This window comes from Streptomyces sp. WMMC500 (genome assembly GCF_027497195.1).
In the GTDB taxonomy this organism is placed as follows: Bacteria; Actinomycetota; Actinomycetes; order Streptomycetales; family Streptomycetaceae; genus Streptomyces.
Genome location: NZ_CP114905.1, coordinates 7,752,407 through 7,775,809, shown reverse-complemented (window position 1 = coordinate 7,775,809; position 23,403 = coordinate 7,752,407). Strand labels below are relative to the sequence as shown.

The 23,403-nt window shown below is 74.6% G+C and carries 23 protein-coding genes; 5 read left to right on the top strand and 18 right to left on the bottom strand.

Features of this window, described 5'->3' with window-relative positions; translation table 11 throughout:
- Positions 1 to 175: 175 nt before the first annotated feature.
- The 3 genes from O7599_RS33530 to O7599_RS33520 all read right to left on the bottom strand — a co-directional run bounded on the left by O7599_RS33530 (position 176) and on the right by O7599_RS33520 (position 3,126).
- Entirely contained in the window at positions 176 to 1,933 is a 1,758-nt protein-coding gene (locus tag O7599_RS33530) for a GMC family oxidoreductase (protein ID WP_281619360.1), read from the bottom strand.
- A 128-nt stretch (positions 1,934 to 2,061) separates the two neighbouring features.
- Positions 2,062 to 2,637 (bottom strand): histidine phosphatase family protein, encoded by a 576-nt coding sequence (locus O7599_RS33525; protein WP_281619359.1) that lies wholly within the window; start codon positions 2,635 to 2,637, stop codon positions 2,062 to 2,064.
- A 21-nt stretch (positions 2,638 to 2,658) separates the two neighbouring features.
- A complete protein-coding gene (locus O7599_RS33520) occupies positions 2,659 to 3,126 on the bottom strand; it encodes a GNAT family N-acetyltransferase (RefSeq protein ID WP_281619358.1) in 468 nt (155 codons plus the stop codon).
- 132 nt (positions 3,127 to 3,258) lie between these two features.
- Here O7599_RS33520 and O7599_RS33515 point away from each other — a divergent pair, with 132 nt between their 5' ends.
- Positions 3,259 to 3,462, top strand: coding sequence for a DUF1918 domain-containing protein (locus O7599_RS33515; protein ID WP_281619357.1), 204 nt, complete (start codon positions 3,259 to 3,261; stop codon positions 3,460 to 3,462).
- 59 nt (positions 3,463 to 3,521) lie between these two features.
- On the opposite strand, the gene O7599_RS33510 is transcribed toward O7599_RS33515, so the two are convergent.
- The gene (locus O7599_RS33510; protein WP_281623628.1) at positions 3,522 to 4,736 is read right to left on the bottom strand and encodes a family 10 glycosylhydrolase; all 1,215 of its coding nucleotides are present in this window, start codon (positions 4,734 to 4,736) and stop codon (positions 3,522 to 3,524) included.
- Between the two features lie 245 nt (positions 4,737 to 4,981).
- Between O7599_RS33510 and O7599_RS33505 the strand changes: the two genes are divergently transcribed.
- The gene (locus O7599_RS33505; RefSeq protein ID WP_281619356.1) at positions 4,982 to 5,839 is read left to right on the top strand and encodes a 3-hydroxybutyryl-CoA dehydrogenase; all 858 of its coding nucleotides are present in this window, start codon (positions 4,982 to 4,984) and stop codon (positions 5,837 to 5,839) included.
- 100 nt (positions 5,840 to 5,939) lie between these two features.
- On the opposite strand, the gene pheT is transcribed toward O7599_RS33505, so the two are convergent.
- From pheT to O7599_RS33450, 11 genes are all read right to left on the bottom strand, one after another.
- Positions 5,940 to 8,468, bottom strand: a complete 2,529-nt coding sequence (gene pheT / locus O7599_RS33500) for a phenylalanine--tRNA ligase subunit beta (RefSeq protein WP_281619355.1) — start codon at positions 8,466 to 8,468, stop codon at positions 5,940 to 5,942.
- A complete protein-coding gene (gene pheS, locus O7599_RS33495; protein WP_281619354.1) occupies positions 8,468 to 9,613 on the bottom strand; it encodes a phenylalanine--tRNA ligase subunit alpha in 1,146 nt (381 codons plus the stop codon). Before pheS ends, pheT begins: the two co-directional genes overlap by 1 nt.
- A gap of 141 nt (positions 9,614 to 9,754) precedes the next feature.
- Positions 9,755 to 10,840, bottom strand: coding sequence for an ATP-binding protein (locus O7599_RS33490; protein ID WP_281619353.1), 1,086 nt, complete (start codon positions 10,838 to 10,840; stop codon positions 9,755 to 9,757).
- Positions 10,841 to 10,913: 73 nt separating this feature from the next.
- Positions 10,914 to 11,783, bottom strand: coding sequence for an RNA methyltransferase (locus O7599_RS33485; protein ID WP_281619352.1), 870 nt, complete (start codon positions 11,781 to 11,783; stop codon positions 10,914 to 10,916).
- A gap of 151 nt (positions 11,784 to 11,934) precedes the next feature.
- A complete protein-coding gene (rplT, locus tag O7599_RS33480) occupies positions 11,935 to 12,321 on the bottom strand; it encodes a 50S ribosomal protein L20 (RefSeq protein ID WP_281619351.1) in 387 nt (128 codons plus the stop codon).
- Positions 12,322 to 12,422: 101 nt separating this feature from the next.
- The gene (gene rpmI / locus O7599_RS33475; protein WP_018852864.1) at positions 12,423 to 12,617 is read right to left on the bottom strand and encodes a 50S ribosomal protein L35; all 195 of its coding nucleotides are present in this window, start codon (positions 12,615 to 12,617) and stop codon (positions 12,423 to 12,425) included.
- Between the two features lie 112 nt (positions 12,618 to 12,729).
- The gene (infC, locus tag O7599_RS33470; RefSeq protein WP_281623627.1) at positions 12,730 to 13,338 is read right to left on the bottom strand and encodes a translation initiation factor IF-3; all 609 of its coding nucleotides are present in this window, start codon (positions 13,336 to 13,338) and stop codon (positions 12,730 to 12,732) included.
- 353 nt (positions 13,339 to 13,691) lie between these two features.
- The gene (locus O7599_RS33465; protein ID WP_281619350.1) at positions 13,692 to 14,057 is read right to left on the bottom strand and encodes a DUF1844 domain-containing protein; all 366 of its coding nucleotides are present in this window, start codon (positions 14,055 to 14,057) and stop codon (positions 13,692 to 13,694) included.
- A gap of 94 nt (positions 14,058 to 14,151) precedes the next feature.
- Positions 14,152 to 14,916, bottom strand: a complete 765-nt coding sequence (locus tag O7599_RS33460; RefSeq protein WP_281619349.1) for an SseB family protein — start codon at positions 14,914 to 14,916, stop codon at positions 14,152 to 14,154.
- A 9-nt stretch (positions 14,917 to 14,925) separates the two neighbouring features.
- Positions 14,926 to 16,236, bottom strand: a complete 1,311-nt coding sequence (gene mycP, locus O7599_RS33455; protein WP_281619348.1) for a type VII secretion-associated serine protease mycosin — start codon at positions 16,234 to 16,236, stop codon at positions 14,926 to 14,928.
- Complete coding sequence (locus tag O7599_RS33450) at positions 16,233 to 17,087, bottom strand: hypothetical protein (RefSeq protein WP_281619347.1); 855 nt, start codon at positions 17,085 to 17,087, stop codon at positions 16,233 to 16,235. The genes mycP and O7599_RS33450 overlap by 4 nt, the downstream gene beginning before the upstream one ends.
- Positions 17,088 to 17,187: 100 nt before the next feature.
- On the opposite strand from O7599_RS33450, the gene O7599_RS33445 reads away from it, so the two are divergent.
- Positions 17,188 to 17,490 (top strand): hypothetical protein, encoded by a 303-nt coding sequence (locus O7599_RS33445; RefSeq protein ID WP_281619346.1) that lies wholly within the window; start codon positions 17,188 to 17,190, stop codon positions 17,488 to 17,490.
- Positions 17,491 to 17,625: 135 nt separating this feature from the next.
- The gene (locus O7599_RS33440) at positions 17,626 to 18,858 is read left to right on the top strand and encodes an amino acid deaminase/aldolase (RefSeq protein WP_281619345.1); all 1,233 of its coding nucleotides are present in this window, start codon (positions 17,626 to 17,628) and stop codon (positions 18,856 to 18,858) included.
- Between the two features lie 29 nt (positions 18,859 to 18,887).
- Here O7599_RS33440 and O7599_RS33435 read toward each other — a convergent pair whose 3' ends face one another.
- From O7599_RS33435 to O7599_RS33425, 3 genes are read right to left on the bottom strand one after another with little or no spacing between them, the layout of a single operon-like run.
- Complete coding sequence (locus tag O7599_RS33435) at positions 18,888 to 19,682, bottom strand: 3-oxoacyl-ACP reductase (protein WP_281619344.1); 795 nt, start codon at positions 19,680 to 19,682, stop codon at positions 18,888 to 18,890.
- 5 nt (positions 19,683 to 19,687) lie between these two features.
- Positions 19,688 to 21,103: an aldehyde dehydrogenase family protein gene (locus tag O7599_RS33430; RefSeq protein WP_281619343.1), complete on the bottom strand. Its 1,416-nt coding sequence runs from the start codon at positions 21,101 to 21,103 to the stop codon at positions 19,688 to 19,690.
- An 11-nt stretch (positions 21,104 to 21,114) separates the two neighbouring features.
- Entirely contained in the window at positions 21,115 to 22,497 is a 1,383-nt protein-coding gene (locus O7599_RS33425) for a glutamine synthetase family protein (protein WP_281619342.1), read from the bottom strand.
- 97 nt (positions 22,498 to 22,594) lie between these two features.
- Between O7599_RS33425 and O7599_RS33420 the strand changes: the two genes are divergently transcribed.
- On the top strand, positions 22,595 to 23,335 hold the full coding sequence (locus tag O7599_RS33420; protein WP_281619341.1) for an FCD domain-containing protein: 741 nt from the start codon (positions 22,595 to 22,597) through the stop codon (positions 23,333 to 23,335).
- Positions 23,336 to 23,403: the final 68 nt, after the last annotated feature.

Here is a 23,403-nt window from a genome sequence, read left to right as displayed (position 1 = left end):
GCCGTGGCCGGAGCGGCGGGGAACGGGGGGTGAGGGCAGGGACGGGCCGGTCCGGCGCCGCGGCGGGTACGGGCGGGGTGTACGGCGGTATCCGGGCCGGGGGTGCCGGGGCGTGCGGGCGCGGGCTCGGCCGCCCGGCAACCGCGCCGGGGAGCGCGAGCGCCGCCCGCGGGGCTCAGCGCTTCGGCGGGACCTGCGGGACCGGCAGCAGCAGGGCGCCGAACGCGCCCGCCGGGACCGCCGGCTGCCGGGGGGCGACCGGGCGGACACGGGTGTACGGGCGGCCCTGGGCGGGGCGCGGGTCCTCCTCGCCCTTGTTGGGCCACAGCGCCATCGCCCGCTCCGCCTGCGCCGTGATCGTCAGCGACGGGTTCACGCCGAGGTTCGCCGAGACCGCCGAGCCGTCCACGACGGAGATCCCGGGGTGGCCGTACAGCCGGTGGTACGGGTCGATGACGCCGTGCTCCGCGTCCTCGCCGATCGGGCAGCCGCCGAGGAAGTGCGCGGTCAGCGGCTTGCCCATCAGCTCGCCGAGGTTCGTGCCCGGCTGGCCGCCGATCTGCTCGGCGAGCAGCCGCGCCGCCTCGGCGCCCTCGGGCAGGTGCACCGGGTTCGGCGCCCCGTGGCCCTGCCGGGCCGTGAGCAGGCCCTTGCCGAGGCCCTTGTCCTTCAGGTACGTGGTCAGCGAGTTGTCGTGGGTCTGCATGACGAGCCCGATGATCGTCCGCTCGGACCACCGGTACGTCGTGGCCGTGCGCGCCACCAGCACCGGGTGGCGCAGGTACGCGCCGAGCACGCGCAGCGCCTTGGGCAGCCTCCCCTCGGCCCGGAACTGCGGGACGCACAGCAGCGCCATCGCGTTGGAGCCCTTGCCGTAGCGCACGTTCTCGATGTGCGTGGTGGCGTTGGGGTGGATCGAGGAGGTGATGGCCACGCCCTTGGTGAAGTCCGGCGTGCCCCCGCCGCGCTTCTTGCGGTACGTGCGCGGGAAGGTCACGGCGCCCACCAGCGCCTCGGAGTTGGTGCGGGTCAGCTCGCCGAGTCGCGGGGAGAGCCCGGGCAGCCGGCCGGTGGCCCGCATGCGGTGCAGCAGGGTCTGCGTGCCGTACGTGCCCGCCGCGACCACCACGCGGTCGCAGCGCAGCACCTGCCGCTTGCCGCGGCGCCGCCTGTTCGTCGCCACGGTGGTCACCTCGTAGCCGCCGCCGGCGACCTCGTGCACGTCGACGACGGTCGTGAGGGGGTGGATGACGGCGCCTTGCCGCTCGGCGAGGTGGAGGTAGTTCTCCGTCAGGGTGTTCTTGGCGCCGAAGCGGCAGCCGGTCATGCACGAGCCGCACTGCAGGCACGCGGAGCGCTCCGGGCCCGCGCCGCCGAAGTACGGGTCGGGGACGGACTGGCCGGGGGCGGCCCTGGTCTCGCCGCGCGCGTCGTGCCCGTCGCCGTAGAAGACGCCGACGGGGGTGAGCCGGAAGGAGTCACCGACGCCCATGCGCTCGGCGGTGGTCTTCAGGTACGTGTCGGCCTCGGTGGTCGTGGGGTTCTCCCGGACTCCGAGCATCCGCCGGGCCTGGTCGTAGTACGGGGCCAACTCCTCCTGCCAGTCGGTGATGTGGCCCCACTGGCGGTCCTGGAAGAAGGCGGGCGGCGGCACGTAGAGCGTGTTGGCGTAGTTGAGCGAGCCGCCGCCGACGCCTGCGCCGGCGAGCACCATGACGTTGCTGAGGAGGTGGATGCGCTGGATGCCGTAGAGGCCGAGGGCGGGGGCCCACAGGTAGTCGCGCAGCCGCCAGGAGTTCTTCGGCAGTTGCTCGCGGGTGAATCTGCGCCCGGCCTCCAGCACGCCGACCTTGTAGCCCTTCTCGGTCAGGCGCAGCGCGGCCACCGAGCCGCCGAAGCCGGAACCGATCACGATCACGTCGTACGAGCTCATCGCTGGCCGCTCCTCGCACCCGGTGCTGCGCCTACCTACTTCGCAGTAGACTTACCTACCCGTAGGGAGTTGGCAATGGCTCCGGCATCATCCGCCCGCCGCGTCCCCGGCGTCCACTCTCCCGGCGCTCACACCCAACTGTCGACGTGCAGGCTCCACCGCCCGGGCCGGCCCGTCAGGGTGATCGTCGACAGCGGCATCACGTCGATGTGCCAGTACGAGGCGGGCGGCGCCTTCAGCGCGTAGACCAGCGCGGCACGCATGATCGAGGGCTCGGTGACGGCGAGCACGTGGGTGCCGTCGTCCACGGGGCGGGTGTCCAGCCAGCCCCCTATCCGCTGGATGAAGGTGATCAGCGGCTCGCCGCCGTGCGGCGCGGAGTGCGGATCAGCGAGCCAGGCGTCCACGTCGCGCGGCTCCGTCGCCATCACCTCCTCCAGCGTGCGGCCCCGCCACCGTCCCATGTCGCAGTCGCGCAGCGCGAGCTGGGCCAGCGGCGCGAGGCCGAGCACCCGGCCGGTCTCGCGCGAGCGCTGCGTGGGCGAGCAGTACCGCAACTCGGCGGCGGCCAGCGGGGAGAACACCGGAACGGCGCGTTCGGCCAGCACCCAGCCGGCCGCGTCCAGCGGCCGGTCGTCCTCGAAGCGCTCCGCGAGCCGCGAGGAGTTGCGGGCCGCGGCGAGCAACGTGAGACGAACGTTCATGCGGTGATGGTAAGAGTGCGGTCAGGCTCTGCCCAGAGCCATCCACTGGGTCGGATCCGCCAGCGGCGCGAAGCCGTGCTTCGCGTAGACGCCGTGGGCGTCGCCGGTCGCCAGCAGGACGCGGCGCAGCCGGTACGGCGCGAGGTGGTCGAGGACGGTGGCGACCAGGCCGGTGCCGACACCGGCGCCGCGGGCGGCGCGGGCCACGTAGACGTCGCAGAGCCAGGCGAAGGTGGCGCGGTCGGTGACGACGCGGGCGTACGCGACCTGCACTCGCCCGCCGCCCGGCGCGCCGCCGGGGGCGCCTTCGGGAGTACCCTCGGGGGCGTAGACGCCGAAGTTCAGGGAGTGGTCGATCGCGGTGTCCTGCTGCTCGCGGCTGCGGCCGAGCGCCCAGTAGGCGTCGGTGGACAGCCAGCGGTGGACGAGGGCGCGGTCGAGCCGGGCGGGGTCGGTGGAGACCTCGTACGGGACGGGTACGTGAGCCATGGGCAGAGCCTGACACGCGGTAGGTGGCCCGTACACCGGAAATTCTCCGGGCGCCAAGGGCGGAACCGGATCCTAGAATGGCCGTCACGGACCCAACTATTCCGTGACGAGCCGGACAGGGAGGTCGACTCCATGCAGGCTGAAGTGGGCGACAAGCTGTGTGTGCACGGCCGCGTCGTCGGTCAGGAGGACCGGACGGCGGAGATCGTCGAAGTCATGGGCCCGGCCGGCACGCCGCCCTACCGGGTGCGGTACGACGACGGCCACGAGACGGTGATGTCCCCCGGCCCGGACTCCGTGGTCCGGCATCGGGACCAGGAGCCGGGGCAGGGCTGACGCCTCCGGCCGCGGGTGGGGGTACGGCCGGGGGCGCCGAGGACCGGGCGGGCGCGCCGTCAGCAGCGCGGAGGGCGGACCGGGGTGGGGTAGTGGTCCGCGACGAGCCTGCTGACCGCGCCCAGCGGGTCCTGGGGCAGCAGCTTCGCGGAGAAGTACATGTTGCCCTGGACCTCCGGGTAGTCCTGGCAGAACGTCAGGTGCCGGGAGAGTTCCGCCGGGTCGAACCACGCCGCGGGCTGGCCGGCGGCGCCGACCTTGTACAGCGCCTCGCCGATGTAGAGGTTGACGCCGGTGCCGGCGACCACGTCGTTCCACCACGGCACGATCTTGGCGTAGTCGGCGACCGCGAAGCCGATGTTCCAGTACACCTGCGGGACGATGTAGTCGATCCAGCGCTCGCGGACCCACTTGCGGGTGTCGGCGTAGAGGTTGTCGTAGGTCTGCGTGCCCGCCTGGGTGTCGGAGCCCTCGGGGTCGGTGGCCGCGTTCCGCCAGACCGCGAAGGGGCTGACGCCGAACTGCACGTTCCGCCTCGTCCGCTTGATGGCCCGGCCCAGCTCCGCGACCAGCAGGTCGACGTTGTTGCGCCGCCAGTCGGCCTTGTCCGCGAACGCGCCGCCGTACTTCCGGTACGTCTCATCGTCGGCGAACTCCTGGCCGGCGACCGGGTACGGGTAGAAGTAGTCGTCGAAGTGCACGGCGTCGATGTCGTAGCGGCGTACGGCGTCGAGGATGCACCGCTGGACGAAGTGGCGGACCTCCGGCACCCCCGGGTCGTAGTAGATCTTGCCGCCGTACGGGACGACCCAGTCCGGGTGCGTGTTGGCCGGGTGGTCGGGCACCAGTTTCTCGGCGAGCGCGTCGTTGCGCACCCGGTAGGGGTTGAACCAGGCGTGCAGCTCCAGCCCGCGCCGGTGGGCCTCGCGCACGGCGAAGCCGAGCGGGTCCCAGCCCGGGTCGGCGCCCTGGGTCCCGGAGAGCCACTCCGACCACGGCTCGTACGGCGACGGCCACATCGCGTCCGCCGTCGGCCGGGCCTGGAAGACGACGGTGTTCAACCGGCGGTCCGCCGCCTCGTCGAGCCGGGCCAGCAACTGGCGCTGCTGCTCGGCCGCGCTCAGGCCCTGCTGGACCGGCCAGTCGATGTTCGCCACCGTCGCCACCCACGAGCCGCGCATCTGCCCGGCCGGGCGGCCGTGCCCGCGCCCCGCCGCGCCGGCCGGGGCCGCGATCGCGTCGCCCGCCACGGTCGCCGCGGACAGGGCGCCCACCGCCGCCGCGCCGAAGCGGCGCCGGCTGAGGTGGCGCGGTCTTTCGGGAGAGCTGCTCCCCATCTGGATCCTCCGAGTGTCGCCGAGAACACGAATCCCACTGAGCCAAGTGGTCTGAACCACTCGTCAGTTGCGGCACATCCTCGCCTCCGGCGTCACCCGGGGACAAGAGCCATGCCCTACGCGGGTAACGTCGGGGTCCGAAAGGGTTGCCCACACGGCAGGACGAGGGACGAGGAGAGACATTGACCGACATCGAACGCGTCGGAGTGGTCGGATCCGGCCAGATGGGCTCGGGCATCGCCGAGGTGTGTGCCCGCTCCGGCCTTCAGGTCGTCGTCGCCGAGACCACCGGCGACGCCCTCGAACTGGGCCGTACCCGCGTCACCAACTCGCTCGCCAAGGCGGCGGAGCGCGGCAGGATCAGCGGGCCCGAACGGGACGCGGCACTCGACGCGCTGAGCTTCACGACCGATCTCGGAGAGCTGGCGGACAGCGACCTCGTGATCGAGGCGGTGGTGGAGAACGAGCAGGTCAAGACCGAAATCTTCCAGATCCTTGATCAGGTCGTCACCCGCCAGGACGCCCTCCTTGCCTCCAACACCTCCTCCATCCCGCTGGTGAAGCTCGCCGTCGCCACCACGCGGCCGGAGCAGGTCATCGGGATGCACTTCTTCAACCCCGCGCCCGTGCAGCACCTGGTCGAGCTGATCCCGGCGCTGACGACGAGCGACGAGACGCTCAAGCGGGCCGAGGCCCTGGCCCGCGACGTGCTGGGCAAGCACGCCATCCGGGCCCAGGACCGCTCCGGGTTCGTCGTCAACGCGCTGCTCATCCCGTACGTCCTGGCCGCGGTCCGGATGTTCGAGTCGGGCATCGCGACGCGCGAGGACATCGACAAGGGCATGGAGCTGGGCTGCGCCCACCCGATGGGACCGCTGAAGCTGGCGGACTTCATCGGCCTCGACATCGTCGCCTCGGTGGCCGACTCGATGTACGTCGAGTACAAGGACCAGTCGTACGCGACCCCGCCGCTGCTCGCGCGGATGGTGGAGGCGGGCCGGCTGGGCCGGAAGTCGGGCGCCGGGTTCTACACCTACTAGGCGGTCCCGCCGGCGGGACCGCCGGCGGGACGTGCGGGCCCCGGGCGCGGAGTCGCCCGCGCCACGGGGCCGGTGGCCGGCCCCGTGGCGCGGGTGGGGGTCACGCGCCGCGGAGGACCGCGCCCGCCTCCTCCGTGGCCCGGGCCACCGCCGCGTCCCGGGCCGCGCCCGCCTCCTCGGCGGTCAGCGTGCGGTCGGCGGCGCGGAAGCGCAGCGCGTAGGCGAGCGACTTGCGGCCCTCGCCCACCTGCTCGCCGGTGAAGACGTCGAACAGCCGCACCGACTCCAGCAGCTCCCCCGCGCCCGCGCGCAGCGCCTCGGCGACCTGCGCCGCCGGCACGTCCGCGGCCACGACGAGCGCCACGTCCTGCGTCGCCACCGGGTACGTGGAGATCCGGGGCGCCTGCAGCGGCCCGCCGCCGGCGATCTCCAGCAGGTCGAGCGAGACCTCCGCCGCGCAGGTGCGTTCCGGCAACTGCAGCGCCTTGACCACCCGCGGGTGCAGCTCGCCGGCGTGGCCGACGACCCGCCGGCCGCCGTCCACGACGGCGGACAGCGCGGCGCACCGGCCGGGGTGCCACGGCGCGTGCCGGTCGGGCTCCGCCGCCAGCTCCACACCCGCCTCCCGGGCCACGGTGCGGGCCGCCTCCACCGCGTCCGCCCAGTCCGCCGGGCGGCCGGGACCCCACCAGCCGGCCCGCTCGCGGGCGCCGGCGAGCACGACGGCGGCGTGGCGCGGCTGCTTGGGCAGGGCGGCGTTCAGCCGGGCGACCTCCTCGTCGGTGGGCCGCCGGTCGACGGGCAGCCGGACCGGCGCGGTCTCGTACCCGGAGGGCCGGAAGACCAGGCCCGTCTCGAAGAGCGCCAGGTCCGCGGCGCCGCGGCCGTGGTTGCGGCGCAGCGCGGCGAGCAGGCCGGGCAGCAGCGTGGTGCGCAGCGCCGGCTCCTCGTCGCTGATCGGGTTGACGAGGGTGACGGTACGGCGGCGGGCGTCGTCCGGCTCCAGGCCGAGGGCGTCGAGGGCCGCCTCGCCGACGAACGGGTAGTTCAGCACCTCGACGTAACCGGCGCCGGCCAGCGCGCGGCCGGCCCTGCGGTGCAGCCGCTGCCGGCCGGTCAGGCCGCGGCCGGCGGGCGGCCGGGGCAGCGTGGACGGCAGGTTCTCGTAGCCTTCGAGCCGGATGACCTCCTCGGCGAGGTCGTTCGGCGAGCCCAGGTCGGGGCGCCACGACGGCACGGTGACGGTCAGCTCGTCGGCGCCGTAGACGTCGCAGCCGACCTCCTGCAGCCGGCGCACCACGGCCTCGCGCCCGTACGTCACGCCCGCCACCCGGTCCGGGTGGTCGGCCGTCATCCGCACGGTACGCGGCCCGCCGGGCGCGGCGGCCACGGTCACGCCCGCCTCGGCGGAGCCGCCCGCGAGCAGCACCAGCAGGTCCACGGTGCGCTGCGCCGCGGCGGGCCCCGCCTGCGGGTCGACGCCGCGCTCGAAGCGGCGCGACGCCTCGGTGGTCAGGCGGTGGCGGCGCGAGGTGCGGGCGATGGAGACGGGGTCGAAGTGCGCGGCCTCGATGACGATCTCGGTGGTGCCCTCCACGGCGCCGAGCAGGTGGTCGCGTACCTCGGCCTCGGCGATCTCGGTGTCGGCGCCGCCCATCACCCCGGCCAGCCCGATGGGGCCGCGGTCGTCGGTGATCAGCAGGTCCTCCGGGTGGAGGGTGCGCTCGACGCCGTCGAGGGTGGTGAGCTTCTCGCCCGGGGCCGCGCGGCGGACGCCGAGGGGGCCGTCGAGCCGGGCGCGGTCGTAGGCGTGCAGCGGCTGGCCGATCTCCAGCATCACGTAGTTGGTGACGTCGACGGCGAGCGAGACCGGGCGCATGCCGGCCTTCTGCAGCCGGCGCTGGAGCCAGATCGGCGAGCGGGCCTCGGGGTCGACGCCGGTGACGACGCGGGCCGTGAACCGGTCGCACCCGCGCGGGTCGTCGACCTTCACCTCGTAGCCGTAGTCGTTCGGCGGGGGCACGTCGAGCAGCGCCGGGTCGCGCAGCGGCACGCCGTAGGCGATGGCGGTCTCGCGGGCGACGCCGCGCAGGGACAGCGCGTAGCCGCGGTCGGGGTTGACGGCGATGTCGAGGACCTCGTCGTTCAGCTCCAGCAGCGCGACGGCGTCGGTGCCCGGCTCGTACTCCGGCGGCAGCACCAGGATGCCGTCGTGGTCGTCGCCGATGCCCAGCTCGCGCACCGAGCAGATCATGCCCTCGGAGACCTTGCCGTACGTCTTGCGGGCGCCGATCTCGAAGCCGCCGGGCAGCTCGCCGCCGGGCAGTATGACGACGACCTTGTCGCCGACGGCGAAGTTGCTCGCCCCGCAGATGATGTTCTGCGGCTCGCCCGTACCGTTGGCCTCACCGACGTCGACCTGGCAGTAGCGGATCGGCTTCTTGAACTCCGTCAGCTCCTCGATCGCCAGCACCCGGCCGACGACGAGCGGGCCCCTGAGGCCGGCGCCGAGCCGCTCGACGGTCTCGACCTCCAGGCCGGCGCTGATCAGCCTGTCCTGGACGCCGCGACCGGTCTCGCCGGCCGGCAGGTCGACGTACTCCCGCAGCCACGAAAGCGGGACTCGCATCAGATCTCCATCCCGAACGGCCGGGTGAAGCGCACGTCACCCTCGACCATGTCTCGCATGTCCTCGACGTTGTGGCGGAACATCAGCATCCGCTCGATCCCGAACCCGAACGCGAACCCGCTGTAGCGCTCCGGGTCGATGCCGCAGGCGACCAGCACCTTCGGGTTGACCATGCCGCAGCCGCCCAGCTCGATCCAGCCCTCGGAGCCGCAGGTGCGGCAGGGCCGGTCCGGGTTGCCGACGGACGCGCCGCGGCAGACGAAGCAGACCATGTCCATCTCGGCGGACGGCTCGGTGAACGGGAAGTGGTCCGGCCGCAGCCGGGTCCGCATGCCCTCGCCGAAGAGCGAGGAGACCATGTGGTCGAGGGTGCCCTTGAGGTCGGCCATCGTCAGGCCCTCGTCCACGGCCAGCCCCTCGACCTGCATGAAGACGGGGGTGTGGGTGGCGTCCAGCTCGTCGGTGCGGTAGACGCGGCCGGGGCAGATCACGTACACCGGCGGCTCGCGGTCGAGCATGGAGCGGATCTGCACGGGCGAGGTGTGGGTGCGCAGCACGACGCCGGACTCGTCGTCGCCCTGCCGCTCCCCCGCGCCGTCGCGCCGCGGGCCGCGTACGAAGAAGGTGTCGTGCTCGCTGCGCGCCGGGTGGTCCGGCGCGATGTTGAGCGCGTCGAAGTTGAACCACTCCGTCTCGACCTCGGGGCCCTCGGCGACCTCCCAGCTCATCGCCGTGAAGATGTCCTCGACGCGCTCGGAGAGCGTGGTCAGCGGGTGCCGGGCGCCGGCGGGGGTGCGGTCGTACGGCAGCGTGACGTCCACCGCCTCCTCGACCAGCACCCGGGCGTCGCGCTCGGCCTCCAGCTCCTCCTGCCGCCGCTTGAGCGCCTGCCCCACCTCGCCGCGGGCCCGGCCCACGCGCTTGCCCGCGTCCGCCTTGGCGTGCGGCGGCAGGGCGCCGATCTCCCGGTTGGCCAGCGCCAGCGGCGAGCGGTCGCCGGCGTGGGCGATCTTCACCTCGTGGAGCGCCGCGAGGTCGCCGGCCGCCGCGACGGCGGCGAGCGCCTCGTCGCGTACCCGGTCGATCTCTTCCGGTTTCAGTGCCTCGACCTCGACAGGGTCGTACGACTTGTTCGGTGCCGACATCTCTTCCCGTGCTTCCGGTTGGCTGGCTGCGCCCCGACCCGGCGGCCGCGGCGGTGTCGGCGAGCGGGGTCGCCGAGGGGCCGGGGATCGAGTCTACGGGCGCGTGGACGCTGGTGTGGCCCGTGGGCGGGCCGGCCCCGCTCAGGCGAGGTGGGCCGGGGCGCCGACGGGCAACGTAAATCGAAAGCGGGCGCCGCCGCCGGGGGCGCGGCCGACCGTGATGATCCCGCCGTGGGCCTCCACGATGCCCTTGACGATGTACAGCCCCAGGCCGGTGCCGCCGCGCTTGCTGCCCCGCCAGAAGCGGGTGAAGACGCGGCTCATCGACTCCTCCGGGATGCCGGGGCCTTCGTCGCTCACGGTGACCTGGGTGCCTTCCCTGCCGTGGTTGAGGGTGGCGGGTGCCACCTCGATGGTGACAAGGCCCGCGCCGTGCCGCACGGCATTTTCCAGCAGGTTGCCCAGCACCTGGTCGACCTTGTCCGGGTCGGCCCACAGGTCGGGCAGTTCCCGCGGCACCAGCGTACGGAAGCGCGCCGGGTCCTGGCCCGCGGTGGTCTGCGCCTCCACGTGCCGGTGCACCGCGGCGACCACGTCGACGCGCTGCTTGCGCACCTCCAGCCGGCCGGAGTCGATGCGGGAGATGTCCAGCAGCTCGGCGATGAGCCGGGTGACGCGGTTGGCGTCGGCGTGCACCGTCTCCAGCATGAGCCGCTTCTGGTCGTCGGTGAAGCGTTCCCACTTCGCCAGCAGCGTGGCGGTGAAGCCCTTCACGGAGGTCAGCGGCGAGCGCAGCTCGTGCGCGACGGTGGCGATCAGCTCCGCGTGGCTGCGCTCGCTGCGCCGCCTAGCCTCCGTGCCGCGCAGGGTGACGACGAGCTTGCGCACCGGGCCCGTGCGCCCGTCGCGTACGTACCGGGCGGCGACCAGCACCTCGCGGTTGCCGGGCAGCAGCAGGTTGCGCTCCGGGTGGCCGGTGCGGATGGCCAGGCCGCCGTACGGGTCCGTCAGCCGCCACCAGCGGCGGCCCTTCAGGTCCTCCAGGGGCAGCGCCTCGGCGAGCGGGCGGCCGAGGACGGCGGCCGGCTCCAGGCCGGTGATCCGGGCCGCGGCGGCGTTGAAGCGCACCACGAGGCCGCGCTCGTCGGCCACGACGAGGCCGTCCGGCAGATCGTCGGGCGCACAGCCGAGGTCCTCGACCCCGGGCCCGTCATCTGCACTCTCCACCCCATGAACCCCCTCCCACAGACCGGGCGTTGGCCTGCCCGTACGGTCGACTCGCGGACCTAGAGCGGTCACCTTACCGGGCGGAGCTGACGGGACGGCACCCGCCGATCGGACGGTGCGCCCGGGCCGAGGCGTAGAGGCACACGGCGGCGGCGGTGGCGAGGTTCAGGCTCTCGGCGCGGCCGTGGATCGGCACCCGCACCACGGCGTCCGCGAGGGCCCTGGTCTCGGCGGGCAGCCCCCACGCCTCGTTGCCGAAGACCCAGCCGGTGGGGGCGGCGAGGCCGCCGTCGTCCAGTTCGTCGTCGAGGTCCCGCTCGCCCGCACCGTCCGCGGCCAGCAGCCGCACCCCGGCGGCGCGCAGCTCGCCGGCGACGTGCGCGGCGGGCACGCCGGTGACGACGGGCAGGTGGAAGAGGCTGCCGGCGGAGGCCCGTACGGCCTTGGGGTTGTACGGGTCCACGGAGGCGTCGGTCAGCACCACGGCGTCGGCGCCGGCGGCGTCGGCGCAGCGCAGCACGGTGCCGGCGTTGCCGGGGTCGCGGACGTGCGCGAGGACGGCGACGAGGCGGGGGCGGGCGGCGACGACGCCGGCGAGGGGCACGTCGAGGAACCGGCAGACGCCGACCAGGCCCTGCGGCGTCACGGTCTGCGAGAGCCCGGCGACGACCTCCTCCGCGGCGGCGTGCACGCGCACCCCCGCGCCGCGGGCGGACTCGACGAGCTCCGCGTGCCGCGCGGCGGCCTCGGCCGTGACGAACAGTTCGGCCAGCACCGGCTCCCCGCCGCCGGCCGCGCCGGTCCCGTACGCCACCGCCTCCCGTACGGCCTGCGGCCCCTCGGCGAGGAATCTGCGCTCCTTGGCCCGCCCGCTCCGCCGGAGCAGCTTGCGGGCGGCGGTGACGCGGGCGGAGCGCGGCGAGATCGGCTCGGGGGTGCCCATGGGCGGCGGGGGACCTTTCGTCCAGCGGGTGCGTACAGCGGTGCGTTCGGCGGTTCGTGCAGGGATCGTCCTGCGACCCGTACCGGACGGCAGAACCCGCAGGCCGGCGGGGCCTGCGGGTTCTGGATACGTCACGCGCGAGCGCGGTGGCTCAGGCGGCGGACTTCGGCGCGTTGACGTCGCTGGGCAGCGCCTTCTGCGCCACCTCGACGAGCGCGGTGAAGGCGCCGGCGTCGTTCACGGCCAGCTCGGCCAGCATCTTGCGGTCCACCTCGACGCCCGCGGCCTTCAGGCCCTGGATGAAGCGGTTGTAGGTGATGCCGTTGGCGCGGGCAGCGGCGTTGATCCGCTGGATCCAGAGCTGCCGGAAGTCGCCCTTGCGCTTCTTGCGGTCGTTGTAGTTGTAGACGAGGGAGTGGGTGACCTGCTCCTTCGCCTTGCGGTAGAGGCGGGAGCGCTGGCCGCGGTAACCGCTGGCCTGCTCGAGGATCGCCCGGCGCTTCTTCTGGGCGTTGACTGCCCGCTTGACGCGTGCCACTTGTTCACTCCTTGGGGCTGGGTCGCGTCGGCTGCGCGACCCGGAACGGCTGGGTCCCGGTCTCTTGGTCGTCCTGCGCCCTGCCGGTGCAGGGCGGCGGCTCACCTGCCGAGAAGCTTCTTGACCTTCTTGGCGTCGGCCTTGGACAGTTCGACCGTGCCGGCGAGGCGCCGGGTCAGAGTCGACGGCTTGTGCTCCAGGTAGTGGCGCCGGTTGGCACGCTGACGCAGCACCTTGCCGGAGCCGGTCACGCGGAAGCGCTTCTTGGAACCACTGTGGGTCTTGTTCTTCGGCATCTCGCCGTTCACTCCTCGTCTTCGGCGCCTCCCGCCGCCCGGGGTAAAAGGGCATGCGAAAGCGTCAGACTGTCTTCGTACTACGTCTCCGGACCCGGGGCCGGGTCCGCGATCAGGCCTCGGCGCGCTCCGCGGGAGCGGCTTCGTCGCCCCTGCGCTCCGCCTTGCGGGCGGCCTGGGCCTCGCGGGCTTCGGCCATCGCCTCGGTCTTCTTCTTGTGCGGACCGAGGACCATGATCATGTTGCGGCCGTCCTGCTTGGGGTTGGACTCCACGAAGCCCAGCTCCTGCACGTCCTCCGCAAGCCGCTGCAGCAGCCGCCGGCCCAGCTCGGGACGGGACTGCTCACGACCGCGGAACATGATCGTGATCTTGACCTTGTCACCCTGCTTGAGGAACCGCTCGACGTGACCCTTCTTGGTGTCGTAGTCGTGCGGGTCGATCTTCGGCCGGAGCTTCATCTCCTTGATGACCGTGTGCGCCTGGTTCTTGCGCGCCTCACGGGCCTTCATGGCCGACTCGTACTTGAACTTCCCGTAGTCCATCAGCTTGCACACCGGAGGACGGGCGTTCGCCGCCACCTCGACCAGGTCGAGGTCGTACTCCTGGGCAAGCTCCAGAGCCTTGGCGAGCGGGACGATGCCCACCTGCTCGCCGCTGGGGCCGACAAGTCGCACCTCGGGGACGCGAATCCGGTCGTTGATGCGGGGCTCGGCGCTGATGTGGCCTCCTAGTGTCCACCACGCGACTGCCTGGCGGGCAACCGCGTCACGTTCTGTCTGCCGACCATCCGCCGCGGGGCACGAAAAAACCCCGGACGGAACGCAAATGCGGGCTCCTGCCGGGGGAACACCACCGCAGCGCAAGCCGCGGGGCGCTTGAGACCGGTGACCCGCCGACCGGGGGCCGGAAGGTGGGAGATCGGAGCCTCCACTTGCGGGCCGGTCGCTCCTCTTTCCTGCATGGTGCGTCCGGCCGGTCGCTGTCAAGCATACCAGGGCCTGCGCAGACACCGCACATCCGCGGGCGCCGTGCAGGAAACGGGCGCCGTGCAGGAAAGAGGAGCGACCGGGGGTCAGCCGAAGACCGGCCCCGTGTACGCCTCGCCCGGGCCGTGGCCCGGCTCGTCCGGGTGCTCGGACGCCTCGCGGAAGGCGAGCTGCAGGGACTTCAGCCCGTCGCGCAGCGGTGCCGCGTGGTACGAGCCGACCTCCGCGGCGCCCGCGGTGACCAGCCCGGCCAGCGCGGTGATCAGCTTGCGGGCCTCGTCGAGGTCCTTGTGCGCGGCGCCGTCCTCGGCGAGCCCGAGCTTGACCGCACCGGCGCTCATCAGGTGCACCGCCACCGTCGTGATCACCTCCACGGCGGGGACCTCGGCGATGTCGCGGGTCATCGCGTCGAAGTCGGGTCCTGCGTCGGCGCCGGGACCGGTGTCGCTCATGGGGCTGCTTCCTTTTGTTTCCTCGTACGGGACCGGAGGCCACCCTAACCAGCGCCGGAGCCGGGGCCCGGGGCCGGGTGCGCGGGCCGCCCGGTCAGCGCAGCGGCAGCGGCTCGCCCGGGAGCGGGGTGTCCGGGGGCAGCAGGGCCAGGTCCAGGCCGCGGACCAGCCGGGCCCGCAGGGTGGCGTCGGCGGCCAGCGCCTCGGCGACGCCGCGGGCGACCTCGGCGGGGGCGGCGCCGGGTCCGGGGACGAGGGCCAGGGTGCCGTCGGCCCCGCCGGCGCGGGCCAGGGACGCGGCGCGTACGCCCGCGACCCCGGACACCACGGCGGTCACGGCCGCGACCACGGCGGGGTCGGCCAGCGGGTCGGTGCTGCCGCGGCCCTCGGCGGCGGCGAGCAGCGCCGGGCCGGTCAGCTCGTACGGCACGGGTCCCGCGACGTCCAGGACGAGGGTGTCGGCGCGTTCGGCGACGGCGGCCCGTACGGCCTGCGGCACCGGGACGGCGACGGGGCGGGCGGCGGGGTCCCAGCGGGCGAGCGCGGCGGTGGAGGTGAAGGCGGGCAGGGCCCGCCGGCCGCCGGGGATGTCGAGGGTGGGCACCGCCATGTCGCTGGTCTTGTCGCGCCGCAGCCCTCCCCCTGCCTTCGACGGGGGCGCCCCCAGCCCCTCGGACTCACCGAGGAGCGCGACGACGGGGACCAGCACCCGGGTGCCGGCGAGCGCCGCGAGCACCCGGGGTGCGGCCCCGGGGGCGTCGGGGGCTTCGGCGTACGCGGTGAGGGCGGCGGCGAGGCGGGGGTCGGCGGAGCCGTCGTCGGCGGCGAAGCCCGGGTCAGGGATGTTCTTCAGCGGCACCCGACGAGCCTAGCGGGGCCCGTCGCCGCCCCGCGGGCGCGGTCCCGCGGGCGGGGGCGCCGACCGCGGCGGCCCGGCCGGCGGCGGCGCGAAGGGCGGGGGCTCGGGGCCGCGCCAGGCGCCGGTCGCGCCCGTCGCGCCCGGTCGCGGGCCGCGCCACAGGAACCACGCGCCCGCGATCAGCCCCACGCCTATGACGCCCGCGGCGAGCGCCAGGCCGCCCGGCCCGTCGTCCTCCGCGGTGACGAGCGCGGGCGCCGAGCCGAACCGCTTCTCGTCGTACGCCGCCGACTTCGGCTCCTGCGGCGCGGCCGTCAGCTCCCCCGCCGCCGCGACGGCCGCCGCCGCGTCCACGCGGCCGGCGCCCAGATCGTCGCTGCGGCCGCCCTCGGGCGGGTCCTGGGCGGTGTCCCGCAGCAGGTCGCGGATCTGCCAGGGGGTGAGATCGGGGTTGGCGGAGCGCACCAGGGCGGTGACACCGGAGACGAACGCGGCGGCGGCGCTGGTGCCCCAGCCCTCGTAGTACGTGCGGTCGGGGTCGGCGATGGCCACGTCGACGCCGGGGGCGGCGACGGTGGCGTACCAGTGCCTGGTGGAGAAGTCCGCGCGCTGCCCCGACTGGTCGACGGCGGTGACGGCGATGACGCCCGGGTAGGCCGCGGGGTAGGAGATGCGGTCGCCCTTCTCGCCGCTGTTGCCGGCGGACGACACCACGGTCACGCCCTTGCGCAGCGCGTACTGCACGGCGGCGTCCTCGCCGGGCTCGGGGTGGGCGGACTTGCTGTCGTCGCCGAGGGAGAGGTTGATGACGTCGGCGCCGTTGTCGACGGCCCAGCGGATGCCGTCGGCCAGGGCGCTGCCGCGGGTGTCGCGGGCCTTGCCGCGCTGCGCGTCGCCGTCCTCCAGGATGACCCGTACCGGCAGGATCTTCGCCTCCGGCGCGACGCCGGTGACGCCCTCGGCGGCGCCGGGGCCGTGGCCGTGCGCGGCGATGATGCCGGCCATGGCGGTGCCGTGCCGGGCCCAGGAGTCGTCGCCGCGGCGGGCGCCGAAGCCGACGAAGTCCTTGCCGTCCAGCACCTGCCCGGTGAGGTCGGGGTGGCCGGCGTCGACGCCGGTGTCGAGCACGGCGACGGTGATGCCCTCGCCGCGGGTGGTGTCCCACGCCTCGGGGGCGCGGACGTCGTCCAGGCCCCACTGCAGCTCCTGGAGGCCGTCCGCGTGGGCGGGCGCGGCGGCGGCGCCGAGCAGGGCGGCGGCGGCCGTCAGCGCGGTGAGGAGCGCGGTGGCGCGGCGGCGTGCGGACGACGGGCGGGTCACCGCGGGGACTCCGTCGCCCTGGCGGAGGTCTTGCGCAGGCCGCGCTCGACGCGGTCCGCGAGGCCCTCGGCGTCGTGGCCGAGGCCGGCCTGCGCGGGCACGGTGGTCGCGCTGGGGTGGACGGCCTCGTTGGCGGGCTGCGGCTCGGCGACGGCGCGGCCGTCGGCGAAGCCGGTGACGGCGAAGACGACGACGGGGGCGTCGGAGAGCACCCGTACGGTCCAGGTGGCGCGCTGCTCGTCGCCGAAGCCGGCGGCGGGGCCGGTCTCCGTGCCGTACGCGCGCGGCAGCATGTCCGGGCGCGCGCCCAGCTCCTCGGCCTCGAAGCGGTCCTCGAACCTGCCGGTCCCGGCGGCGCCGGCCGCGGTGAAGACCAGCCCGACGGTGGTGACGCTGCTGCGGGTGGCGTCGGCGTACGTGGCCCGCAGCAGCTTCTCGCAGCCGACGCGGCGCAACTCCCGCGCCAGCGCCGCGTCGAGGCCCTTCCGGCAGTCCGCGGGCGGGGCGACGGCGACCCGCACCCAGACGCGGTCGGCGCCGCCGGGGCCCGCGCCGTCGCCTTCGAGCCGGGGCGGGAAGAGCGTGTCGACGGGGGCGGTGTGCCACAGGTCGCGGGCCACCTCGTACGCCCCGGGCTGTGCCTGCGCCCGCGAGCCGTCGCTGAGCAGGCTGCCGGTGGCGGCGCCGGCGACGAGCCCGACGCCGGTGACGAGCGCGACGGCGGCGGCCACGGTGCGCGCGACGCCGCGGCGTTCCGCGGGCTGCTCCGGCTCGGGGCGCGGGATGTCGGAGGGGAGCACGGATGCCATGTGCAGCGGGGCGCCCACGGGCTTGGGAGGGGCGGCGGGCACGGGCGGCGCGTACGGCCGCGGCGGATGGTGCGGCGAACCGGACCCGGCGGATCCGGCAGACTCGGCGGACGAGGCCCGAGGGGCTGCCGACGACCGCGGGGTGGCCGACGACCGCGGGGCGGACGAGGACGGCGCGGGCGCGGCACCGGACTCGGCGGCAGGCGGCGGTGGTGGTGGTGGTGGTTCGGCCCCGGGCGCGCGCCTCGGGGGCGGTACGGGCTCCGCGGCCGAAGCGGGCCCGGCGCCTTGTGCCGCGGCGCCGGAGGTCCCCGCCGCCGGCACCGGCCGTGCGGGCTCCGCACCCTCCCGCGGCTTCGCCGCGGGCGGGGAGTCCGGCGACGGCGGGGCCGCGGGCGTCTGCTCAGCGTCCGTGCTCAACAGCCCCCTCACTCCCCTCCTGTGAGTAGCCCCCGGATGACCTGCCGACAGCGCTCGCGACACTCTACTGGGCTCCCGCGGCGGACGGTGCGCCGCCCGATTGCCTCATCCTGTCCGTACCCACTACCGCCTCCCGGCCACGCGGTGGCAGGCTTCCCTCATGCCGGACCACACCGCCCTCCCCCCGGACCTCCCTCCCGACCGCGCCGCCCTGCGCGCCCGGTACGACCGCGCCACGGCCCACCTCGACGCCCCGTTCGCCGCCGTCGACACCGAGGCGTTCGACGCCAACGCCGCCGGTCTCGTGCGCCGCGCCGGGGGCAAGCCGGTCCGGGTGGCGAGCAAGTCGGTGCGGTGCCGGGCGCTGCTGGAGCGGGTGCTGGCCCGGCCGGGCTTCGCCGGCGTCATGTCCTTCACGCTCCCCGAGTCGCTGTGGCTGGCGCGCTCCGGCGTCGAGGACGTGCTGCTGGCCTACCCGTCCGCGGACCGCGCCGGCTTCGCCGAGCTGGCCGGCGACCCGAAGCTCGCCGCCGCGGTGACGGTGACGGTGGACGACCCGGCGCAGTTGGACCTCGTGGACGCGGCGCGGGGGCGCGGGCGCGAGGAGGTGCGCGTCTGCCTGGAGCTGGACACCTCGCTGCGGCTGCTCGGCGGCCGGGTGCGCGTCGGCGCCCGCCGCTCGCCGCTGGCGGATCCGGCGGCGCTGGCGGCGCTGGCCCGCGAGGTGGTGCGCCGGCCGGGCTTCCGGCTGGTGGGGCTGATGGCGTACGAGGGGCACGTCGCCGGCGTCGGGGACGACGTCCCCGGGTCGCCCGTGACGTCGCGGGCGATACGGCTGATGCAGGCGGTGGCCCGGCGGCAGCTCGCCGAGCGGCGGGCGGAGGCGGTGGCGGCGGTGCGGCGGCTGGCGGACCTGGAGTTCGTCAACGGCGGCGGTACGGGCAGCGTGCAGCACACCGCCGCCGAGGACGCGGTCACGGAGATCGCCGCCGGCTCGGGGCTCTACCAGCCGCGGCTGTTCGACAACTACACCGCGTTCGACGGCCACCCCGCCGCCGTCTTCGCGCTGCCCGTGGTCCGCCGCCCCGGCGTCGGTGCGGTGACCGTCCTCGGCGGCGGCTACCCCGCCTCCGGCGCCGCGGGCGCCGACCGGCTGCCCGTGCCGTACCTGCCGGAGGGGCTGCGCTACGACCGGCAGGAGGGCGCCGGCGAGGTGCAGACCCCGCTGCTCGGCTCCCCGGCCGACGACCTGCTGGTCGGCGACCGGGTGTGGTTCCGGCACGCCAAGGCGGGCGAGCTGTGCGAGCGGTTCGACGCGCTGCACCTGATCGAGGGCGAGCGCGTCACGGAGTCGGTCCCGACGTACCGCGGCGAGGGCCGTACGTTCCTGTGAGCCGTACGTTCCCGTGAGCCGGCCCGCGCCTACAGCGGCGTGACGTACGCGCCCGCGATGCCGCCGTCGACCAGGAACTCCGCGGCGTTCACGAACGACGCGTCGTCGCTCGCCAGGAACGCCACCGCCGCGGCGATCTCCTCCGCCTCCGCGAAACGGCCCGCGGGGATGTGCACCAGCCGCCTGGCCGCGCGCTCGGGGTCCTTGGCGAACAGCTCCTTGAGCAGCGGGGTGTTGACCGGCCCCGGGCACAGGGCGTTGACGCGGATGCCCTCGCGGGCGAACTGCACGCCCAGCTCGCGGGACATGGCCAGCACCCCGCCCTTGGAGGCGGTGTAGCTGATCTGGGAGGTCGCGGCGCCCATGACGGCCACGAACGAGGCGGTGTTGACGATCGAGCCGCGGCGCTGGCGCTGCATGTACGGGATGGCGGCCTTGCAGCACAGGTAGACGGAGGTGAGGTTGACCTCCTGCACGCGGCGCCAGGCGTCGATGCCGGTGCTCAGGATGGAGTCGTCCTCGGGCGGCGAGATGCCGGCGTTGTTGAACGCGACGTCGACCGAGCCGTACGTGTCGTACGCGGCCCGGAACAGCGCCTCGACGTCGTCGGGGACCGTCACGTCGGTCCGGACGAACAGCCCGCCGGCGGCCTCGGCCGCCGCCTTGCCCGCGGCCTCGTCGACGTCGGCGCACACGACGTGCGCGCCTTCGGCCGCGAGCCGGCGGGCGGCGGCCAGGCCGATGCCGCTGCCGGCGCCGGTGACGACGGCGGTGCGGCCGGGCAGCCGGCGGCAGACTGCGGTCTCGTCGGTCTCGTCGGTCAACGTGCTCACTCCTCGGTGCTGATGAAGACGTTCTTGGTCTCGGTGAACGACGCGAGTGCGTCCGGGCCCAGCTCGCGGCCGAGACCGGACTGCTTGAAGCCGCCGAAGGGCGTCCAGTAGCGCACGCTGCTGTGCGAGTTGACCGAGAGGTTCCCGGCGGCCACGGCGCGCGAGACGCGCACGGCACGGGCCGTGTCGCGGGTCCACAGCGAGCCCGACAGGCCGTACGGGCCGGCGTTGGCGAGGCGTACGGCCTCGGCCTCGTCGTCGAAGGCGTGGACGACGGCGACGGGGCCGAAGACCTCCTCGCGGCTGACCGGGTCGCCGGGCGGCGCGTCGGTGAGGACGGTGGCGGGGTACCAGTACCCGGGTCCCGCGGGGACGGTGCCGCGGATGGCGGCGGGGCGGGACTCGGGGACGTGGCCGCGGACCCGCTCGCGGTGGGCGGCCGAGATCAGCGGGCCCATCCGCGTGGCGGGGTCGGCGGGGTCGCCGGCGGTGAAGGCGTGGACGGCGGGCTCCAGCAGGGCGAGGAAGCGGTCGTACACGCTCCGCTGGACGAGGATGCGGCTGCGGGCGCAGCAGTCCTGGCCGGTGTTGTCGAGGAACGAGGCGGGGGCGGCGGCCGCCGCGCGCTCCAGGTCGGCGTCGGCGAAGACGATGTTGGGGTTCTTGCCGCCGAGTTCGAGCGTGACGCGCTTCACCTGTTCCGCGCAGCGCGCGGCGATCTGCTTGCCGACGGCGGTGGAGCCGGTGAACACCACCTTCGCCACGTCCGGGTGGTCCACGAGCGCCGCGCCCGCGACGGGTCCCGCGCCCGGCACGACCTGGAACAGCCCCTCCGGCAGGCCCGCTTCGAGCGCCAGCTCGGCGAGCCGCAGCGCGGTCAGCGGGGTGGTCTCGGCGGGCTTGAGCACGACGGCGTTGCCGGCGGCGAGCGCGGGGGCGGTGCCCCACGCGGCGACGGGCATGGGGAAGTTCCACGGGGCGATGACGCCGACGACGCCGAGCGGCTCGGCGAAGGTGACGTTCAGCCCGCCGGCCACCGGGATCTGGCTACCGGTGAGGCGTTCCACTCCCCCGGCGGCGTAGTCGAAGAGGTCGCGTACGTTGCCGGCCTCCCAGCGGGCGGCGGCCACCGGGTGCCCGGCCTCGGTGACCTCCAGCGCGGCGAGTTCCTCGACGCGGGCGTCGACCTCGGCGGCGAAGCGGCGCAGCAGCCGGGCGCGGTCGCCGGGGGCGAGGGCGGCCCAGCCCCGCTGGGCGCGGGCGGCGCGGGCGACGGCGGCGGCGACCTCGGCGGGGCCCGCGGCCGGGACGGTGGCGACGGCCTCCTCGGTGGCCGGGTTGACGACGGTGTGCTCGTGCGGCGTGGCTGATCCTGCCGGCGTTGCCGGTGTTGCCGGTGCTGTTGCTGCCAAGGGGTTCGTCCTCACATGCGCTCGAAGGACCGGAAGCGTTCCCAGTCGGTGACGGCGGTGTCGTACGCCTCCTGCTCGACCCGCGCCATGTTGCGGTAGTGGCGCACGACGTCCTCGCCGAACGCGTCGCGGGCCAGCGTGCTGTCGCTCCACAGCTCGGCGGCGTCCCGGAGGGTGGCGGGCACGTGCGCGGCGTCGCCGGTGTAGGCGTTGCCGGTGCAGGGCTCGGGGAGTTCGAGCTTCCGCTCGACGCCGTGCAGCCCCGCGGCGATCATCCCGGCGACGGCGAGGTACGGGTTGACGTCGCCGCCGGGGAGCCGGTTCTCCAGCCGCAGCGAGGCCCCGTGGCCGACGACCCGGACGGCGCAGGTGCGGTTGTCGGGGCCCCAGGCGACGGCGGTGGGGGCGAAGGACCCGGGGCGGAACCGCTTGTAGGAGTTGATGTTCGGGGCGTAGAGGAGGGTCAGCTCGGGCAGGCAGGCGAGCTGTCCGGCGACGAAGTGCCGCATCGTCTCCGACATGCCGTACGGGGCGGAGGCGCCCTCGGGGGCGGCGAAGACGGGGGCGCCGTCGGCGTCGCGCACGGACAGGTGGATGTGGCAGGAGTTGCCCTCGCGCTCGTCGTACTTGGCCATGAAGGTCAGCGCCGTGCCCTCCTGGGCGGCGATCTCCTTGGCGCCGGTCTTGTAGATGCTGTGCTGGTCGCAGGTGGTCAGCGCGTCGTCGTAGCGGAAGGCGATCTCGTGCTGGCCGAGGTTGCACTCGCCCTTGGCGGACTCCACAGTCATGCCTGCGGCGCCCATCTCGTTGCGGATGCGGCGCAGCAGGGGCTCGACGCGGCCCGTGCCGAGGACGGAGTAGTCGACGTTGTACTGGTTGGCGGGGGTCAGGTCCCGGTAGGCGGCGGTCCACGCCTGCTCGTAGGTGTCCTTGAAGACCATGAACTCCAGCTCCGTGCCCGCGTAGGCGGTCCAGCCGCGCTCGGCGAGCCGGTCGAGCTGGCGCCGCAGCACCTGCCGCGGCGAGGGGGTGACGGGCGCGCCGTCGTGCCAGGCGAGGTCGGCGGTGACCATGGCGGTGCCGGGGTGCCAGGGGATGCGGCGCAGGGTGGCGAGGTCGGGGTGCATGGCGAAGTCGCCGTAGCCGCGTTCCCAGGACGACATCTCGTAGCCGTCGACGGTGTTCATGTCGGCGTCCACGGCCAGCAGGTAGTTGCAGCCCTCGGTGCCGTGCGCCAGGACCTCGTCGAGGAAGAAGCGGGCGGCGAAGCGCTTGCCCTGGAGCCTGCCCTGCATGTCCGTGAAGGCCAGGACCACGGTGTCGAGCTCGCCGGCGTCGACGAGCCGGCGCAGCTCGGATACGGGCAGCGCGGGGGTGCGTGCGGAGTCGGTCACGGGCGGGGTCTCCTCTTCTACGGACGTCTTAAGGTATGCATGGATACCTTTGATTGGGAAGTAGGCGGAGGACGTGGGTCCAGGAGCGGGGGTCGGGATGAGGGCGTTCACCGGCGCGGCGGCCGGCGACGGGCTGCGGACCGTACTGCGTCCGGTGCGCGCGGGCAACGGCTTCGAGGAGGCGCTGGAGCAGATACTGCAGGTGCTGCGGCTGGGTCTGGTGCCGCCGGGCGAGCGGCTGCCCGCGGAGCGGGAGTTGGCGGAGCGGCTGCGGATCAGCCGGGTGACGCTGCGGGACGTGCTGAAGGTGCTGCAGGACGAGGGTCTGGTGGAGAGCCGCCGGGGGCGCTACGGGGGCACGTTCGTACGGGAGCGGACGCCCGCACTTCGGGACGCGCAGGAGGAGCTGCGCCGGCGCACGGAACGTACGGACCTGGAGGACGTGCTCCGTTTCCGCGAGGTGCTGGAGACCGGCTCGGCCGAGCTGTGCGCCGGCACCGAGATGACCGCGGAGCAGCGGGACCGGCTGCGCGCCGCCCTCCGGGCCACCCAGGACGCGCCGCTGGGCGACTACCGGCGGCTGGACACCCTGCTGCACCTGACCCTGACGGAGCTGACGGGCTCCCCGCGGCTCGCCGCGCAGTACGCCGCCGTACGGGCCACCGTCAACGACCTGCTGGACTGCATCCCGCTGCTGGTGCGGAACCTGGAGCACAGCCAGGCGCAGCACGCGGCCCTCGTCGGGGCGGTGCTCGACGGCGATCCGGACGCCGCCCGCGAGATGATGCGCGAGCACTGCGCGGGCACCGCCGCGCTGCTGCGCGGCTTCCTGGGCTGAACACTGCAGCGGCACCGCCGCGGCCCGGGCGGCGTAACAGGACGTTCATGCACGGGGCTTGCGCTCGT

What these genes read in the sequence shown, in the direction of transcription:
- O7599_RS33420 (WP_281619341.1), top strand. Translation starts at nt 22,595, where the DNA reads ATGAGGGCGTTCACCGGCGCGGCGGCCGGCGACGGGCTGCGGACCGTA.
- O7599_RS33520 (WP_281619358.1), bottom strand. Translation starts at nt 3,126, where the DNA reads ATGGCTCACGTACCCGTCCCGTACGAGGTCTCCACCGACCCCGCCCGG.
- O7599_RS33515 (WP_281619357.1), top strand. Translation starts at nt 3,259, where the DNA reads ATGCAGGCTGAAGTGGGCGACAAGCTGTGTGTGCACGGCCGCGTCGTC.
- O7599_RS33440 (WP_281619345.1), top strand. Translation starts at nt 17,626, where the DNA reads ATGCCGGACCACACCGCCCTCCCCCCGGACCTCCCTCCCGACCGCGCC.
- rpmI (WP_018852864.1), bottom strand. Translation starts at nt 12,617, where the DNA reads ATGCCGAAGAACAAGACCCACAGTGGTTCCAAGAAGCGCTTCCGCGTG.
- O7599_RS33525 (WP_281619359.1), bottom strand. Translation starts at nt 2,637, where the DNA reads ATGAACGTTCGTCTCACGTTGCTCGCCGCGGCCCGCAACTCCTCGCGG.
- O7599_RS33485 (WP_281619352.1), bottom strand. Translation starts at nt 11,783, where the DNA reads ATGGGCACCCCCGAGCCGATCTCGCCGCGCTCCGCCCGCGTCACCGCC.
- O7599_RS33530 (WP_281619360.1), bottom strand. Translation starts at nt 1,933, where the DNA reads ATGAGCTCGTACGACGTGATCGTGATCGGTTCCGGCTTCGGCGGCTCG.
- pheS (WP_281619354.1), bottom strand. Translation starts at nt 9,613, where the DNA reads ATGTCGGCACCGAACAAGTCGTACGACCCTGTCGAGGTCGAGGCACTG.
- pheT (WP_281619355.1), bottom strand. Translation starts at nt 8,468, where the DNA reads ATGCGAGTCCCGCTTTCGTGGCTGCGGGAGTACGTCGACCTGCCGGCC.
- O7599_RS33465 (WP_281619350.1), bottom strand. Translation starts at nt 14,057, where the DNA reads ATGAGCGACACCGGTCCCGGCGCCGACGCAGGACCCGACTTCGACGCG.